Origin of the sequence: Euzebya rosea, assembly GCF_003073135.1 — a bacterium.
Classification (GTDB): domain Bacteria; phylum Actinomycetota; class Nitriliruptoria; order Euzebyales; family Euzebyaceae; genus Euzebya; species Euzebya rosea.
This window is the reverse complement of the sequence record NZ_PGDQ01000028.1, coordinates 13623-29569: the sequence shown is the minus strand read 5'-3', so window position 1 is coordinate 29569 and position 15947 is coordinate 13623. Positions and strand designations below refer to the sequence as shown.

Genomic DNA, 15947 nt, shown 5'->3' with positions numbered 1-15947 from the left:
GATGGAGCACGACGGTCAGCCCAGCCCGACACGGCGGTGGGGGCCCGCGTCGGTCGCCGCCCGGCTGAAGTCGTCGCGACCCCCAGCGGAGGGGGCCGGCCCGCCGGAGGTCGTGGACCCCGAGCTCGAGGCGCTCGACGACGCCGACGTCGTGGAGGACGCGCAGGGCCTGCAGCTCGACCGGCTGACCGACGTCCTCCTCGGCCTGCAGCGGGCGCCGGAGTTGCCCCTCACCGAACCCTTCACCGTGTCCATCGCCGAGCTGCTCCTGGCCTGGGCCGACGTCGCCGATCAGGATGGCTTCTTCGGTGATCCCCGTGTCGGCCGGGTCCTTCGGCTCATCGGTGGTCGGGTGGCGATCGTGGTCGATCCCGACGGGATCACGGTCCGCGGCCTGCTGCGCCGTCGTCGTGTCCCGTGGGAGCGAGTGCACGCGTTGGAGTTCGCCGAGCGGTACCGGATGCTCCGCGACCACGTGCTGGAGGGGTTCGCCGACGACGTCGTCCGGGCGGTCCGCGTCCCCGTTCCCGGGTTGCGGTGGCTGGTCCGGAAGGTCGTCGGCGCGCTGGAGCACCTGGTCCCCGACGAGGAGATGGAGCACCTCCGCGACGCAGGTGGCCGTGCCCTGGTCCGGATCGACCGTCGTGGGGTCGACGTGGAGATGCGGGGCGCGCTCGGGCTGCTGACGTTCCTCTCCACCGCGCTGTCGGAGGTGCTGCAGGCCGAGGCCGAGCATCGCGACATCGAGGTGCTGTCGTGATGTCGGGCGGTCGCCCGAGCGCATGACGTCCGTCCCGCCGTCGGCATCGTCCCATCCGGAGACGTGGACGTTCGACTACCCCGTCTTCCACGCCGAGACCCGCGCCCAGCTCCGTGCGTGGTTGTCGGTGAACCACGAGACGTCGCGGGGCCTCTGGCTGTGTTCGTGGCGCACGCCCACGGGCCGGCCGCGGTGTCCGTATCCGGACGCCGTCGAGGAGGCGATCTGCGTCGGCTGGATCGACTCGACGATCACCATCCTCGACGAGGACCGCAACCTGCAGCTCTTCACGCCCCGCCGGCCGAAGAGCACGTGGACCCGCCTCAACCGGCAGCGGGTCGCCGACATGGAGGCGGCGGGACTGATGACCGATGCGGGACGCCGTGCGGTCGAGGTGGCGAAGGCCAACGGGTACTGGACGATCCTGGACCCGGTGGAGGACCTGATCGAACCCGAGGCGCTCGCCCGGGCGCTGGACGCCGACCCGGCAGCCCGCTCGGCCTGGGACGACTTCCCGCCGAGCGCCCGCAAGCAGATGCTCTGGTGGGTGATCAGCGCCGTCAGGGACGCCACCCGAGACAAGCGGATCGGCACCATCGTGGAGAAGGCCGCTCGCGGGGAGCGCGCGGTGTGACCGAGCACCTGCCCACGAGCGCCGACCTGATCATCCGCGGCGGCCGCGTCATCGACCCCGAGTCCGGCCTGGACGAGGTCACCGACGTCGCCGTCGCCGGCGGGCGCGTCGTCGCCGTCGGCGATGCTCCCACCGAGGCGGCTGCGGTGATCGACGCCGCCGGCTGCATCGTCACGGCCGGCTTCATCGACCTCCACAGCCACGCCCAGACGGTGCCCGGCCACCGGCTGCAGGCCTTCGACGGCGTGACGACGACGCTGGAGCTGGAGAGCGGCGAGTCTCCGATCGCGTCGGCCTACGCCCGGGTGGCGGCCGAGGGACGTCCGCTCAACTACGGCTTCTCCGCCTCGTGGGCGGCGATCCGCATGGAGGTCCTGGCCGGCCACCCACGCAACGGGCTGCACGGGACGTTCGCCGGCCTCGGCCTCCCCGCCTGGCAGCGGTCCGCCTCGGCCGCCGAACGCGTGCGGCTGCGTGCGCTGCTCGAGGAGGACCTCGCCGCGGGCGGCCTGGGGGTCGGCATCCTGATGGGATACGCCCAGGAGACCGACCCGGAGGAGTACACCGAGGTCGCCCGCCTCGCGGCGACCGCGGGCCGACCGACCTGGACCCACGCCCGCGACCTGGTCGAGGTGCGTCCCGATGTGCTGCGCGACGGGGCGGAGGAGATCGTCCGGACCGCCGCCGAGACCGGCGCCCACATGCACTACTGCCACGTCACGTCGACCTCGACGCACCACGTCGACCGGGTGCTCGGGCTGATCGCGGACGCGACGGCCGAGGGCGGCACGGTGACGGTCGAGGCCTACCCGTACGGGGCCGGCTCGACGGCGATCAACGCCCGGTTCCTGGCGCCCGACCAGCTCGGGCTGCGGGGGTTGCGGCCCCAGTCGCTGGTGATGGTCGGCAGCGGCGAACGCATCGACAGCGTCGAGCGGCTGGTCGAGCTGCGGGCCGCCGACCCCGGCGCGGCGGTGCTGGTGGAGTTCCTCGACGACGGCAACGACGCCCACCGGGCGATCCTGCGGCGCGCCCTGTCGTTTCCCGGCACCGTCGTGGCGTCCGACGCCATGCCGCTCGTCGGCCCCGACGAGGTGGCCGGCCACGCCCCGGAGGAGTGGCCGATCCCACCGGGATGGACCACCCACCCACGCACCGCAGGCACGTTCACCCGGTCGTTGCGCCTGCTCGTCGACGAGGTCCGGGAGTCGTGGGCCGACGCCCTCGCGCGGTGTTCGTTGCTGCCGGCCCGGACCCTGGAGTCAGCCGTGCCGGCGATGGCCGACAAGGGCCGTGTGCGTCCGGGGGCCGATGCCGACATCGTCGTGTTCGATCCGACCGCGCTGCGGGACCGGGCGACCTACCTCGACGGCACCCGTCCCAGCGAGGGCGTGCGCCACCTGCTCGTCAACGGCCGGGCCGTGATCCGCGACGGTGTGCTCGACCTCGACGCGCGGCCCGGGCGGCCCGTCCGGGCGGGCTAGGCCCCGGGGTCCGCTCGCACGTGGGCCCGGGCCCCCATGTGGAGGAAGGACGGCCGCTCGGGGTCCTCGCCGTGGAGGATCACCGGGGTGTAGAGGTCGTCTCGACCGGGCAGCCGCGCGAGCAGCCGTCCGGCGACGTCGGTGGGGTACAGCCGTGTCGTGGTGGACTGCTCACCGGGGATGTCGGCGAGCGGTCCGCTGAGGTCGGTGGTGAGGGTCAGGTCGTCGCCGTCGCGGGCCACGACGAGGTCGACGCCCAGCCGTGCGTAGTGGCCGACGTACCGCTCGGGGTCCGTCACCGGGCCGGTCGTCGGGGTCGGGATTGGCGGCAGCTCGACGCCGGACAGGTCGGCCAGCACGCCGGACAGCAGCTCGTGATCGGACCGTCCGCGCGGGCCGTTGACGAGCAGCGCGACGGCGGTCCCCTGCTCGGGGACCACGAGGAGCTCCGCGGCCTGGCCGATCGTTGCACCGCTGTGGCCGACCACGGTGGTGCCGTCCCAGTCGTGGATCATCCATCCGAGGCCCCACCGGTCGGCGATGTGGGACGGGCAGTCGACCTGCGGGGTGCGCATCTCGACGGCCAGCTCGCGGGACAGCAGCGGGCCGCCGTCGTCGAGGTGTGCGGCGGCGAACGCCAGCAGGTCGGCGGCGGTCGTCGTGACGAGTCCCGCGGGCGCGGCGTTGCGCGGGAAGCTGTAGGTGGGGGTGACCACGGGGGTGCCCTCGGGTCCGGGGACGTGGCCGACCGCCGCCCCCAGGAGGATCGCCTCGTCGGCGTTCCACGCGAACCGCTCGATGCCGAGCGGCGCCACGACCCGGTCACGGATCGCCTGCTCGAACGTCGTCCCCGCATGCCGAGCGATCAGCAGCCCCGCGATGCCAAAGCCGGCGTTGCAGTACGACCAGGTCTCGCCGAGCGCGTGGACCGGGCGGAGGGTGCCCAGCAGGTCGACGTAGCGCTCGAGGGCGTCGTCGTTGCTGCCGGTGTCGTCGAAGACGTCGCCCTCGATCCCCGACGTGTGCGTCAGCAGGTGGCGCATCGTCACCTTCGCCGAGGTGTCCTCGTCACCGACCGACAGGCCCGGCAGGTGGGTGCCGATCGGCTCGTCGAGGTCGAGCACGCCGTCCCGCACCAGCTGCATGGCGGCGGTGGCGGTCCACAGCTTGCCGATCGAGCCGATCTGGAACAGCGACGTGGTGGTTGCCGGCTGCCCGGTGTTGGCGTTGAGGACCCCGCTGGCGACCGTCGTGACCTCGCCCCCGTCCAGCACGGCGAGCTGCGCCCCAGGCATGTCCCCCTCCGCGACCATCCGGTCGAGTCGATGCTGCAGGTCTGGGGTGGACAGGCGGGGCACGGGTCACTCCGGGACGACGGCGCGGCAGGACCGTCAACGGTACGTCCGCCCGTCGTCCTGGGGGCAACACCCCCGCCCACGGATGGAATCGCCTCCACCCACGGTCGGAATCGTCTCCGTCAGCGGGCGGTCCAACCGGCGTCCATCGTCCAGGACGATCCGGTGACCGTGCCGGCGGCGTCGCTGCAGAGGAAGGCGGCCAGGTCGGCGACCTCGGCGGGTTCGATGAGCCGCTTGACGGCGGTCCCGGCCAGCATGATCGTCTCGACCACCTCGTCCTCGCTGATCCCGTGGACGCGGGCCTGGTCGGCGATCTGCGCCTCGACCAGGGCTGTCCGCACGTACGCCGGGGCGATGCAGTTGGAGGTGACGCCGCGGGCGCCGCCCTCGAGTGCGATGACCTTGCTCAACCCCTCCAGACCGTGCTTGGCAGACACGTACGCGGACTTGAACGGCGAGGCCCGGTGGCCGTGGGCGCTGGAGATGTTGATGATCCGTCCCCAGCCGCGGTCGGCCATGCCCGGGACCAGCCGGCGGGCCAGCCGGAAGGGGGCGGTGAGCATGACCGCGATGATGGTGTCCCAGCGTTCGGTCGGGAACTCCCCGATCGGCGCGACGTGCTGCAGGCCGGCGTTGTTGACGAGGATGTCGATGGGCATGTCGAGGCCGTCCAGCGCCGTGTCGATCGCGTCGGGGTCGGACAGGTCGACCACGAGGGAGTGGCCGCCGACATCGGCGGCGACCGCGGCGGCGTCATCGGCGGATCGGTCCAGCACGACGACCCGGGCACCAGCGGCGGCCAGGCGCCGGGCACACGCCTCCCCGATGCCGCTCGCACCTCCGGTCACGAGGGCCGTGCGGCCCGTCAGGTCTGGCTGGCTGTACACGGTGACGTCCTTCCTCCGGCGGGTGGCGCCACGCTACCTCATAGATGACAGGTGATTCACCTCTCATCAATTGGGGTCGGCCACGCCTCGGTCCCGCCCCGGCGGCAACAGGAGGAGGTGGTCGATCTCCCGCCGCCGGGCTCGTTCGACCATCGGTCGCGCCGAGGACGGATCCACGACGAACGCCGTGAACAGCTCGCGGTCGACCCGGTACCACTCGGTGTACTCGACCATGCTGTTGCGCACGGGGATGCCGAGGTAGGTCAGACCGGTGTCGTCGTCGACCTCGAGGGAGAACCGCCCGACGGGGTCGACATGGACGGCGCGCATGTGCATGCCGCATCCTCCCGCCGTCGGCTCGACCCAACCAGCCCGGCGAGTGAACCACGGACGACAGTCTCGACAGTCATCCGGCACTTTCCCGGTCGCGGTTCGAAGACTAGTTTTCTCGACGTTGGGGAGGAGCAGCACGACCCAGCCTTGGATGTCGGGCGGGGGGACGGTGGACGGGCCGGCGAGATCGACGGCCCGGGCCCCTGCGCGCCATCCTGCGGGCCGGCGCGCCGAGCTCGAGATGGTGCTGACCCTCGCCGAGCAGGCCCAGCGGACTGCCGAGGCACGTGTGGCCGTCGTGACCGGCGACGCCGGCATGGGCAAGACCACGATGCTGGATGCGCTGGCCTCGGCCCTGCCGGACGCCGCGGTCATGCGCGGGGAGTGCCTGGACATCGCGTCGGCCCGCCTGCCCTACGCCCCGATCGTCCAGGCCGTGCGCGCGAGCCTCCGGCACCCGGACGCGTGGGGGCTGACGCTCGGCACCCCGGCGAGGCGGGTGCTGGGCCGACTGGTGCCGGAGGTCGCCGCCCCGCTCGAGGCGTCCGACGCAGGGGACGCCGACCTCGGCCACACCCAGCTGTACGAGCACCTCCTCCGCGTGGTCGAGCAGGCCGCCGCCCACAGTGGCCTGCTGCTCCTCCTCGTCGAGGACGTGCACTGGTGCGATCCGGCGACGGCCGACCTGCTGACGTTCCTGGTCGGGAACCTCACCGACAGCCCTGTCCTCACCGTGCTCACCGGCCGCGCGGACGAGATCGACCGGACCCACCCGGTGCACCCACTGCTCACGGGCGTCCGTCGCTCCGGCCGCGCCCGGCTCGTCGAGCTCGGGCCGCTGGACGACGCGTCGGTGGCCGAGCTGGTCGCCGACGCACTGCTGGACCGCGACGACCTGCCGAGGGTCCTCGACCGTTGCGGCGGCAACCCGCTGCACGCGCTGCAGCTGGCCGCCGGTCACGGTGAGGTCACCGACACGCTGGCGGACCTGCTGCTCGACCGGGTCGACCGCTGCCCATCGTCCACCCGGCGTGTGCTGGAGATCGTGGCTGCCGCAGGAGGGGAGCAGGTGACCCATCGCCTGGTCGAGGCGATGGCCGGCCTGGACGGACCGGCCCTGGACCTGGCGCTCCGCGACGCCGTCTCCGCGGGCCTGCTCGTCGCCACCGACGACGGGTACCGCTTCCGCCACGCGCTCATCGCCGACGCGGTCGACGAGGCCACCCTCCCCCACGAGCGGCAGCGCCTGCACGGGGCCATCGCCGACCTGCTGCTGTCCGAGGGTGGCCCGGAGGGCCCGTACGCAACCCGCCTGGCCCGCCACCTGCGGATCACCGGACGACGGGCGGAGGAGCTGTCCGCCGCCCACGCCGCAGCCCTGCGTGCGCGTGACGCGTTCGGCTATCGCGACGCCGTCGCCGGCCTGGAACGGGTCGCGGAGCTCTGGCCCACGGTGGCCGACAGCAGCGCCCGGACCGGTACCGACCTGGCCGGTGTGTACGAGCTCGCCGCCGCGTGCGCCGAGGCCGACATCGACCCCACCAACGCCGTGAGGTACGCCGAGCTGGCGCTCGCCAGCTTCCCGCCCGACGTGGACCCGACGCGGGTGGCGCTGGCCCACAAGACGATCGCCCGGGGACTGGAGCTGGACTGGCCACGTGCCCTCGCGGCCTTCCAGCAGGCGCTGGCCGCCCTGCCGGACGGGGACAGCCCGGCCCGGGCGACGATCACCGCGGCCTTCTGCAGCCGCCTGACGATGGAGGGTCGGTTCGGTGAGGCCGTGGCGATGGCCGAGGAGGCCATCGAGGTCGCACGTCGGGTCGGCCCGTGCGCAGCGGAGGCCGAAGCCATCATCTCCCTGGCCACGGTGCGAGGACAGCAGGGCATGGCCGAGGAGGCCGCCGCCTTGTTCGCCGACGGCCAGGCCGTGGCTGCTGCATGCGGGTCGGTCCACCAGCAGATGCGCGGCGCCGTGAACCGTTCGGGGATCCTCGCCAACCAGGGGGCGTTCGACGATGCCATCGAAGAGTGCAACCGGGCGATCGCCATCGCCGTGGACCACGGCCTCGACCGGACCTGGGGCATGGACCTGCGCGTCAACCTGCTGGGCCCGCTGGTCGACAGCGGCCGGTTCGCCGAGGCGCTGGCGATCGGGATGCAGGCGATCCCCGTCGCTCCGGCGGGCTCGACGCGTGCCGGCCTGATGACCCAGACGGGCATGGCCGCGGTGCGGTCCGGCGACCTCCCCCTCGCCCGTCGGCTGATGGAGGACGCCAAGGCCGCCATGGGCGGGTCGCAGCAGACATGGTTCGTGGCCTTCTGGGGACAGCTGGCCGCCGAGCTGGCGCTGGCCGAGGGTGACGTGGAGACGGCGCGGGTCAGGGTGGGGGAGGCGTTGGAGGCCGTGACCAACCCGGACGGCTCGCGGTTCTGGGCGGGGGAGGTCGGGGCGTTGGTCGCCGACGTGGTACGCGCCGCGGGGGGTGGGGAGGACCTGGGGGAGGTGATCGCGTTGGTTCGCCGCGCGGCGGCCGACGGTGAGACCCGGATCCACGCTGGTGAGCGGCTGCGGCTGGAGGCGATCGACGCCCAGCTGCGGGGGCGTCCGCCGGAGGAGGTCGAGGCAGCGTGGCGACGTGCCCTCGAGGTCTACGAGTCCCTGCCGATGCCCGAGCGGATCATCCGCTGCCAGCTGGCCCTGGCGCAGCTGGCCGTCGAGGGCGGGGACCGCAGGCGGGGTCAGGAGCTGCTGGCCGAGGCGGCTCGGCGGGCCGAGTCGATCGGCGCCGGCCTGCTCGCCGAACGCGCCGGCAACCTGGCCACCCGGTGGGGCGTTGCGGCCATCGGGGGCGGACCGGTCGCCTCGTCACCTGTCGCACCGGTCCACGAGGGTCCGCCCGAGGAGGATCGGCGGGACGTGGCCGGGGCGGGGGTCTGGCGCCGAACGGGTGCGGGCTGGACGGTGGCCTTCGAGGGACACGAGACGGTGCTGGCGGACGCCAAGGGGGTCCGGGACCTGGCCACGCTGCTGGCCAACGCCGGACGGGAGGTCCACGTGTTCGACCTGACCGGGGGAGGGGTGATCGCGCAGCAGCTCCCCGTCCTCGACGAGGTCGCGAAGCGGCGCTACGCCCACGAGGCCGTGGCCCTGGAGGAGGAGATCGCCGACGCCGAGGCGGCGGGTGACGATGGCCGGGCGGCCGAGGCCTCCGAGCGGCGGGAATGGATCGTGGACCAGCTGCGCGCGGCCGCCGGGTTGGCCGGGAGGACACGGAGGAGCGCCGACGGGGAGGAGCGGGCCCGTCAGGCCGTGGGCGCACGGATCCGCTACACGCTGGCGCGACTGGAGGAGTGCCACCCGGCGCTCGGCGCGCACCTTCGTGACCACGTCAGGCTCGGCGTCCGGTGTGTCTACGACCCGGGCGACCACGTGGAGTGGGACGTGTCGACCAGCTGAGCAACGCAGACGTCGCACGAGAGAGGCGATCTCACGAGCCGGATGGCGGTTCTCGCGCCCATGGGGTGCGCGTCCGATCACCACTCCGAGGGAGAACCCCATGCGCCACTCAGCCGAAGGTCCGTACCCCACGATCGCGTCCCACCGCATGGCCCGGCAGATGCCGAGCCGCCTGGCCACCCCTCGTCCTCGTCCGCAACGTCGGCGGCGCCTCCGGGTCCCGATGGTGACGGTCGTGCGGGCGCGCCGGGCCCTGCGCGCCTGAGGCGGCACCCGGGGGTTCTGCCGCCGATCCAGCTGGCGCCTACGGCGCCGTTGCTCGTCCCCGCGGGTCCGCGTCGAGGACCACGCAGGTGAGCTCGTGCTTGTTGTGGTCGAGGTGGACGACCTGGGCTCCGGGGAGGGCGCGCCACCTCGCGACGGCCTCGTGGTCGGTGGCGCCCTGAAGCTTCACCGTGCAGACGAGGTTGCGGACCTTCCCGGCGGCCAGCCATCGCTCGGCCAGCCCCCGCAGCCGATCGGGGTAGGCGATGATGTCGCTGCACCACCAGTCGACCGGCTCGTGGTCAGCCGGATCCATCGCGAACGCCGAGCCCTCCCGCCAGGTCACGTTCGGCATCCGGGCGACGTCCTCGGCCAGCGGCGCCTTGTCGACAGCCGTCACATGCGCGCCGCTCCGCGCGAGCAGCCATGTCCACCCGCCGGGTGCGGCCCCGAGGTCCAGGCACCGGTCTCCCGGTCCGGGCTGGCGACGGAAGCGGGCGAACACCTCCCACAGCTTGAGGTAGGCCCGGCTCGGGGGGCCCTCGCGGTCCTCCACGAAGCTGGGCTCCCCGTTGGGGAACGGGCTGTCGCACGTCGTCGCGGCCAGCACCGTGTTGCGGTCCAGCAGGGTCCACGAGCCCAGCGGCGCGTCGGGTGCGACCTCGCCGATCTCCAGCGGCCTGGACGACACGTGCGGCAGCTTCTCGGCGATCAGCTCGGCCCGTCCCCGGTGCTCGGGCGCGTAGAGCGCCCAGTTCCGCTGACGAGCCTTCAGCTCCTTGGCGGCGTGCCCGATCGAGGTGACCGGGATCCGCTCGGCATCCCACCAGGTGTTGGCCGCCCAGGCTGCATGGACACGGGCGCCCTCGGCGATCCGGAGGCGCCCGTGGGTGGCGGTCACGGCGACGCCACCGCGCGCGAGCTCCTCGTCGAGCTCGTCTTCGTGGTTGGGGGCGGCAAGGTACGCGGTAGTCATGAGGGTCGACTCGACGGCAGACAGGGGGACGGGGGAGAAGCCAGTCACACGCTAGCGACTGCGGCGCACGAGGCCCGATGGATCGAGGACGGGGAGGAGATCGGCGCGCTCACGGCGAACAGGATGTGAGCCCCCTCTCGTGGAGAACCCGATGCACCGCAACGCCACCCGTCCCTCGTTCGTGGCCATGGCCCTCGCGCTGGTCGCGATGGTCGCCGTCCTGCTGCCAGTGGCGACGCCCGCCGGCGCCCAGCCCGAGGACACCACCCACTGGGAGTTCGACGTGCCGTCGCTGGACGGCACCATCCTCGACATCGACGTGATCCGCGCCGACGGCACACCCGAGGACGAGCCCCAGCCGGTCATCCTGGTCGTCAGCCCCTACACGCTGCCGGAGAACGGTGGCCCGTCCACGCGCTTCGACGACTTCTTCGAGGCCACCGGCGCGCTGGAGCAGGGCTACACCTACGCCATCGCCACGATGCGCGGCTTCGGTCAGTCCGAGGGCTGCAGCGACTGGGGCGGCCCGGGCGAGCAGATGGACGTCGTCGCCGCCGTCGAGTGGGCTGCCAGCCAGGAGTGGTCCAACGGCAACGTCGCGCTGCTGGGCAAGTCCTACGACGGCTGGACCGGCCTGATGGGCATGGCCAACCAGCCCGACGGGCTCGCCGCGGTCATCAGCCAGGAACCCGTCTTCGACGGCTACCGCTACCTGTACGACGACGGCATCCGCTTCGCCAACTCCCTGGTCACCCCGACCAGCTTCATGACCCTCAGCCCGCCGACGTGCGCCGTGGAGTACTACACCGCGCAGCAGGACGACCGGGCCGACTCGGCCTTCTGGCAGCAGCGCGAGCTCATCAACGCCTCCAGGGGCAGCGACGTCCCGCTGTTCCTGATGCAGGGTTTCCTCGAGCGCAACACCAAGCCCGACGGCGCCTTCGCGTACTGGGAGGGCATCGGGGGACCCAAGCGCGCGTGGTTCGGCCAGTTCGACCACGTCCGGGGCACCGACGCCGAGAACTCCGAGTCGGGTCACGCCGTCGGCCGTGCCGACTGGGCCGAGCAGATGATGATCTTCCTCGACGCGTACCTGAAGGATGACGCGGCGGCCGAGCAGGCCTGGCTGGACCTCCCGCAGGTCGAGGTGCAGGACAACCTGGGACGCTACCGGGGCGAGGACTCGTGGCCGCCTGCCGACGCGGTCGTGCGGACCAGCACCATCAACGGCGGGGTCTACACCGACAACGGGTTGAACTTCGGATCGCCGACGGGGGCGCTCGTCTCGCTCGGCACCGCGCCGGTGACCGGTGACGGGATCTGGTCGTTCTCCCAGCCGCTGCCCGGCGACCGGCACCTGGCAGGCGAGCCGGTCCTCGACCTGGACCTGGCGGTCACCGCCCCCCGCACCAACGTGGTCGGCAACGTCTACGACATCGCCCCCGACGGCACCGCCACCCTTGTCAGCCGCGGCGCGGACATGATCCGCCTGCCCGGCCTGATGCGCCATCGCCTGCAGATGTACGGACAGGACTGGGTGTTCGCCGAGGGCCACCGGATCGGCGTGCTGATCAGCGGATCCAACGCCGAGTGGTGGGTCCACCAGCCGACCCAGTCGCCCGTCGCAGTCATCGAGGCGTTCGCCGAGCTGCCGCTGCTGGACAGCCCCCGTACCGAGTTCGACGCCGGCGGCTTCCAGACCAACCGCTTGCGCCAGCACAACAGCTCGACGTTCACCGTCCCCGCGCCGGTGATCACGCTCAACGAGACCCCCTTCAACGTCGGCTGATCAGCCGGCGTTGCTGACGGGCGTCGAGGGCGCACACGTGCTCACCAGTCGGTGGGCACGTAGTCCTTGAGGAACTGTCCCCACACGTGGGTCCCCGTGTTCAGGCCGTCGATGATCGGGTCGACGATCCGCGCGGCACCGTCCACGATGTCCAGCGGCGGATGGAACCGGTGCTCGGCCGTCTTGGCCTCGGCGATCGCCACAGGATCCTCGTCGCTGACCCAGCCGGTGTCGACGCTGTTCATGTTGATCCCCGACTGGTGGTAGTCCGTCGCCGAGGTCCGGGTCATCATGTTCAGCGCCGCCTTGGCCATGTTGGTGTGCGGGTGCTTGGTGGTCTTGCGTGGCCGGTAGAACTGCCCCTCGACCGCCGACACGTTGACGATGTGCTTGTGGTCGCCCGGGGTGGCCTCCATGAGGGGCTTGAGCCGGGCGTTCAGCACGAACGGGGCGACGGCGTTGACCAGGTGGGTCTCCAGCAGCTCGACCGTGGAGACCTCGTGCAGCTGCAGGCGCCAGGAGTTGCGTCCGCGCAGGTCCACCTGCTGCAGGTCCTGGTCGAGCTGCCCCTCGGGGAACATCGTGTCGGTCGTCGGCAGGTCCTCGGGGATCAGCACCGCCTGCGACAGCTCCGCGGCATGCGACAGCCCGGGCAGCTCGCCGGGGTCGACCCCGTTGGTGGGGGCCAGCGCCGCCTGATCGGTCCCGTCGCCGATGGCGGTGGCGCTGCGCCACTGCGCCTCGTAGGACCCGACGAGCCGCAGGACCTCCGGTGGGAGGGTGGCCAGCGACGCGCGTTCGTCCTCGAGCATGTGCTCGTAGAAGCCCGGTGGGCGACGAACGGTCTGGCAGGCGTTGTTGATGATGGCGTCCAGGCGGGTGCGGGTGGCGAGGACGTGGGCGCAGAACGCCTCGACGCTCGGCGTGTGGCGGAGGTCCAGGCCGAACACCTCCAGCCGGTCACCCCAGTCGTCGAAGTCGGCCTCGGCGGCGTAGCGCTTGGCGGCGTCGCGGGGGAACCGGGTCGCCACGATGAGCTCGGCGCCGCTGCGCAGCAGCTTGATGCCCGCCTGGTAGCCGATCTTCACGCGGCCGCCGGTGAGGAGCACGACCATGCCGCGCATGTCGGCGAGCTCGCCCCGCTTGGCGAAGTTGAGCGTCGCGCAGGGGCCGCAGAGCTGGTCGTAGAAGTGGTGGACGTCGTGGTAGCTGGCCTTGCAGATGTAGCAGTGCTGCGGCTCGAGGGTCTCGCGGAACGGGGGGGCGTCGGGATCGTCGGCGACGTCGTGCTGCTCGAACGCCGTCGGCGGGAAGACGTCGGGGGTGGCGAAGACCGGCCGGCTGCGCAGGGTGCGGATGCCGGTCTCGTTCAGGATGTCCTCGTCGTGGGAGGTGCGCGCACGGCGGCGCTGCAGCTGGAGCACCTTGGTGCGGCGCCGGCGGATCTCCGGGTCGGGGCAGAACACGTCGCCCGCGGCGTTGCGGAACGCGGCCCGCTCGTCGGCGTCGAGCGCGTCGAGCATGTCGGGGGCAGCGACGACCTCTCGCAGCACCGCCGTCGCGTCGAGGAGATGCTGACGGACGTCGTCGCGAGGGGTGGGGTCCACGGGCGCCATGACGACGAGGGTAGTGGTCGCCTCAGACGCCGCCGCGCGCCCGGGTGGGGTCGGTTGGCCGGGTGTCGGGGGTCGATCTGCTGACGGCAGCGAACGTGATCGCGGCGGCGTGTCCGACGTTCAGCGAGTCGACCGCCGGACTGATCGGGATCCGCACCCGCGTCGTCGCACGGTCGAGCACCTCCGGCGTCAGCCCGGGCCCCTCCGCGCCCAGCAGGATCGCCAGCCGATCGGGGACCGACGCGTGCCACAGGTCGACCGCGGCGGCGTCGGGGGTCATCGCCCACGTCTCGAACCCCGCAGCGTGCAGGGTGTCGAGGGCGCCCGGCCAGGTGTCGCGGGTCGCGCGAGCCACCCGCATGTGGAGGATCTCACCCATGCTCACCCGCACGGTGCGCCGGTGGTAGGGGTCGTTGCACGTGGGGTTCAGCAGCATGCCGTCGATGCCGAACGCCCGTGCCGCCCGGGCGATGGCGCCGACGTTCTCGTCGTCGTTCAGGGCCTCGAGCACGACGAGCCGGCGGGATGTCGCGGCGAGGTGGTCGACGGAGGCCAGCGGTTGGCGACACGCCGAGACCAGGACGGCTCGCGGCATGTCGAACCCGACGAGGTCGCGCATCACCTCTCGCTCGGCCACGTACACCGGCACCCCCTCGAGCTCCGGGCGCTCCATGTACGGCAGGAACCGCCTCACGCGAGAGGGGGAGAGCAGCACCGACCGGAACCCGTGCCCGGAGTCGATCAGCCGCTCGATCGACATCCATCCCTCCGACAGGAAGAACTCGTCACGCTCCATCCGGCGACGCGCCGGCTGGTCGTTGATCTGCCGGAAGTCCTCGACCCGCGGGTCGGCGGCGTCGTCGATCAGGGTCGTCCCGTCCATCACCCCGACGGTACTGGGCCGGTCGCCCGCGGAACTGGGCACTGCGCGCCCGAGGGAGGTCGGGCCCCCGGGCAGCGAGTTTCGTCTTCCCGGGACGAGACGTAGTCACTTCGAGGCATTTGTCGTTCCTCGACCCACTCGTCCACGGCCCGTGCAGTAGCGTCCGCAGCGGAGCCGCTCCGCTTTTCGACCAGCCACGCCCAGACGGGGGGAGGGTGCAGAACGCCTCTCGACGCCTGACCGCGCCATGCGCAAGGAGGAACCCATGTCCGCACCTCATCCGCCACAGGGTGGTCAGGGCTACGGCCCGCCCGGCGGGGGTTACGGCCCGCCCGGCGGGGGCTACGGCCCACCGGGGCAGGGGTACGGCCCACCGGGCGGGGGCTACGGGCCACCACCCCCTCCCGACCGCAAGCCCTTGTACTTCGGTATCGCCGCGTTGGTCATCGCGCTGGCGGTCGGCGGCTTCGTGCTGTTCACGTCCCAGGGCGATGACGGCGACGGAGACGTCGCGCTCGAGACGCCCACCCAGCCGGCGTCGGCGTCGACGCCCGCCGCGGCCCCCACGCAGCCGCCTGCGGCCACCACGCCCCCAGCGGCTCCTGCGCCAGCGCCAGCACCGGCACCGGCACCCGCGCCCGCACCACCTCCCCCACCAGCGCCTGCTCCGGCCCCGGCACCGCCACCCCCGCCGGCTCCGGCAGCACCCCCGCAGGTGGAGGCGGGACAGGAGGACTACGACGTGCGAGCCCAGGTCTTCTGGGATGACGGGTCCGACTTCGATGCTCGCCTGATCACGCCGAACGGCGACGTGATCGGCGCGGACAACGACACGACGGGGGACTGCGTCAACTTCTTCCCTGCGGAGGAGTCGGTCGGCACGATCGGCAGCGACGGGGTCTACACCCTCGAGGTGACGCTGTTCTCCGCCTGCAACCTGGTGGCATCGAGCTTCGGCTACGACATCTTCGTCGACGGTTCGCTGGTCGAGTCGGGCGGCGAGACCATCAGCGAAGGGGACACCGTCAGCATCGACTTCAGCTTCTGACGCGCTGACGAGCGTCGGGTAGCGCCCCAGTACGGCGACCGGTCATCCACGACCGGTCGCCGGGTCCACGAGCCGCTACGCCCCGCAGCCCTCGCCGGCCACGGCTGCCACGACCGCACGGGAGGAGGCCGACGACGACGGCGTACTGCGGGGACTCCTCCGATTCGGGGTAGAGCTCGTCCAGCGCGAGTCGCGTCAGCTCGGCGCCGGTTTCGATCCGGGTGGGGCCGGCGACACGGCGTACCTCCGCCTCGGGAAGGACCGCCTCGATCGTGGCGAAGGTCGCGTCGTCCACCGACGCCGTTCCTCCCGGGACGAGGACCCGGCTGGGTGCCGGGTCGAGCAGTGCCTGCTCCGTCTCGGCGTTGAGGTGGTCGGTCGGGGTGAGCAGGACCGGGTACCCGACGAAGGAGCCGATCCGGCCCGCCGTGACGTCCCAATGACTGCACGCGGACACC

At 72.4% G+C, this 15947-nt stretch carries 13 protein-coding genes; 6 read left to right on the top strand and 7 right to left on the bottom strand.

Features of this window, described 5'->3' with window-relative positions; genetic code table 11:
- Position 1: 1 nt before the first annotated feature.
- The 3 genes from CUC05_RS23565 to CUC05_RS23555 are packed head-to-tail and all read left to right on the top strand — an operon-like array spanning position 2 to position 2878.
- Positions 2-760 carry a PH domain-containing protein gene (locus tag CUC05_RS23565; protein WP_108668602.1) on the top strand — a complete coding sequence of 253 codons (759 nt, stop codon included), beginning with the start codon at positions 2-4 and terminating at the stop codon, positions 758-760.
- Between the two features lie 22 nt (positions 761-782).
- Positions 783-1394, top strand: a complete 612-nt coding sequence (locus CUC05_RS23560; RefSeq protein ID WP_108668601.1) for a YdeI/OmpD-associated family protein — start codon at positions 783-785, stop codon at positions 1392-1394.
- Positions 1391-2878 (top strand): amidohydrolase family protein, encoded by a 1488-nt coding sequence (locus CUC05_RS23555; protein ID WP_205712512.1) that lies wholly within the window; start codon positions 1391-1393, stop codon positions 2876-2878. Before CUC05_RS23560 ends, CUC05_RS23555 begins: the two co-directional genes overlap by 4 nt.
- Here CUC05_RS23555 and CUC05_RS23550 read toward each other — a convergent pair.
- The 3 genes from CUC05_RS23550 to CUC05_RS23540 all read right to left on the bottom strand — a co-directional run bounded on the left by CUC05_RS23550 (position 2875) and on the right by CUC05_RS23540 (position 5453).
- Positions 2875-4236, bottom strand: a complete 1362-nt coding sequence (locus CUC05_RS23550; RefSeq protein ID WP_157965947.1) for a serine hydrolase domain-containing protein — start codon at positions 4234-4236, stop codon at positions 2875-2877. The two genes, CUC05_RS23555 and CUC05_RS23550, sit on opposite strands and share 4 nt — an antisense overlap.
- Positions 4237-4355: 119 nt before the next feature.
- Positions 4356-5123, bottom strand: a complete 768-nt coding sequence (locus tag CUC05_RS23545; protein WP_108668599.1) for a 3-hydroxybutyrate dehydrogenase — start codon at positions 5121-5123, stop codon at positions 4356-4358.
- Between the two features lie 66 nt (positions 5124-5189).
- On the bottom strand, positions 5190-5453 hold the full coding sequence (locus tag CUC05_RS23540; protein WP_108668598.1) for a hypothetical protein: 264 nt from the start codon (positions 5451-5453) through the stop codon (positions 5190-5192).
- Here CUC05_RS23540 and CUC05_RS23535 point away from each other — a divergent pair.
- Positions 5452-8913, top strand: coding sequence for an AAA family ATPase (locus CUC05_RS23535; RefSeq protein WP_108668597.1), 3462 nt, complete (start codon positions 5452-5454; stop codon positions 8911-8913). The genes CUC05_RS23540 and CUC05_RS23535 overlap by 2 nt on opposite strands.
- A gap of 304 nt (positions 8914-9217) precedes the next feature.
- Here the strand turns inward: CUC05_RS23535 and CUC05_RS23530 are convergent, their stop codons facing one another.
- Complete coding sequence (locus CUC05_RS23530; protein ID WP_108668614.1) at positions 9218-10153, bottom strand: SAM-dependent methyltransferase; 936 nt, start codon at positions 10151-10153, stop codon at positions 9218-9220.
- A 151-nt stretch (positions 10154-10304) separates the two neighbouring features.
- On the opposite strand from CUC05_RS23530, the gene CUC05_RS23525 reads away from it, so the two are divergent.
- The gene (locus CUC05_RS23525; RefSeq protein WP_157965946.1) at positions 10305-11942 is read left to right on the top strand and encodes a CocE/NonD family hydrolase; all 1638 of its coding nucleotides are present in this window, start codon (positions 10305-10307) and stop codon (positions 11940-11942) included.
- A gap of 41 nt (positions 11943-11983) precedes the next feature.
- Here CUC05_RS23525 and CUC05_RS23520 read toward each other — a convergent pair whose 3' ends face one another.
- Together CUC05_RS23520 and CUC05_RS23515 are read right to left on the bottom strand one after the other, a co-directional pair.
- A complete protein-coding gene (locus CUC05_RS23520) occupies positions 11984-13558 on the bottom strand; it encodes an SDR family NAD(P)-dependent oxidoreductase (protein WP_108668595.1) in 1575 nt (524 codons plus the stop codon).
- A 22-nt stretch (positions 13559-13580) separates the two neighbouring features.
- Positions 13581-14441 (bottom strand): TrmH family RNA methyltransferase, encoded by an 861-nt coding sequence (locus tag CUC05_RS23515; RefSeq protein ID WP_108668594.1) that lies wholly within the window; start codon positions 14439-14441, stop codon positions 13581-13583.
- Between the two features lie 265 nt (positions 14442-14706).
- Here CUC05_RS23515 and CUC05_RS23510 point away from each other — a divergent pair, with 265 nt between their 5' ends.
- Positions 14707-15489, top strand: a complete 783-nt coding sequence (locus CUC05_RS23510; protein ID WP_157965945.1) for a hypothetical protein — start codon at positions 14707-14709, stop codon at positions 15487-15489.
- On the opposite strand, the gene CUC05_RS23505 is transcribed toward CUC05_RS23510, so the two are convergent.
- Positions 15479-15946 (bottom strand): hypothetical protein, encoded by a 468-nt coding sequence (locus CUC05_RS23505; protein WP_157965944.1) that lies wholly within the window; start codon positions 15944-15946, stop codon positions 15479-15481. The two genes, CUC05_RS23510 and CUC05_RS23505, sit on opposite strands and share 11 nt — an antisense overlap.
- Between the last annotated feature and the right edge of the window lies 1 nt (position 15947).

Bases quoted from the DNA above. Each gene is read 5' to 3' on its own strand.
- CUC05_RS23520 (WP_108668595.1), bottom strand. From the start codon at position 13,558: ATGGCGCCCGTGGACCCCACCCCTCGCGACGACGTCCGTCAGCATCTC.
- CUC05_RS23535 (WP_108668597.1), top strand. From the start codon at position 5,452: ATGTGCATGCCGCATCCTCCCGCCGTCGGCTCGACCCAACCAGCCCGG.
- CUC05_RS23515 (WP_108668594.1), bottom strand. From the start codon at position 14,441: ATGGACGGGACGACCCTGATCGACGACGCCGCCGACCCGCGGGTCGAG.
- CUC05_RS23530 (WP_108668614.1), bottom strand. From the start codon at position 10,153: ATGACTACCGCGTACCTTGCCGCCCCCAACCACGAAGACGAGCTCGAC.
- CUC05_RS23560 (WP_108668601.1), top strand. From the start codon at position 783: ATGACGTCCGTCCCGCCGTCGGCATCGTCCCATCCGGAGACGTGGACG.
- CUC05_RS23540 (WP_108668598.1), bottom strand. From the start codon at position 5,453: ATGCGCGCCGTCCATGTCGACCCCGTCGGGCGGTTCTCCCTCGAGGTC.
- CUC05_RS23525 (WP_157965946.1), top strand. From the start codon at position 10,305: ATGCACCGCAACGCCACCCGTCCCTCGTTCGTGGCCATGGCCCTCGCG.
- CUC05_RS23510 (WP_157965945.1), top strand. From the start codon at position 14,707: ATGTCCGCACCTCATCCGCCACAGGGTGGTCAGGGCTACGGCCCGCCC.
- CUC05_RS23565 (WP_108668602.1), top strand. From the start codon at position 2: ATGGAGCACGACGGTCAGCCCAGCCCGACACGGCGGTGGGGGCCCGCG.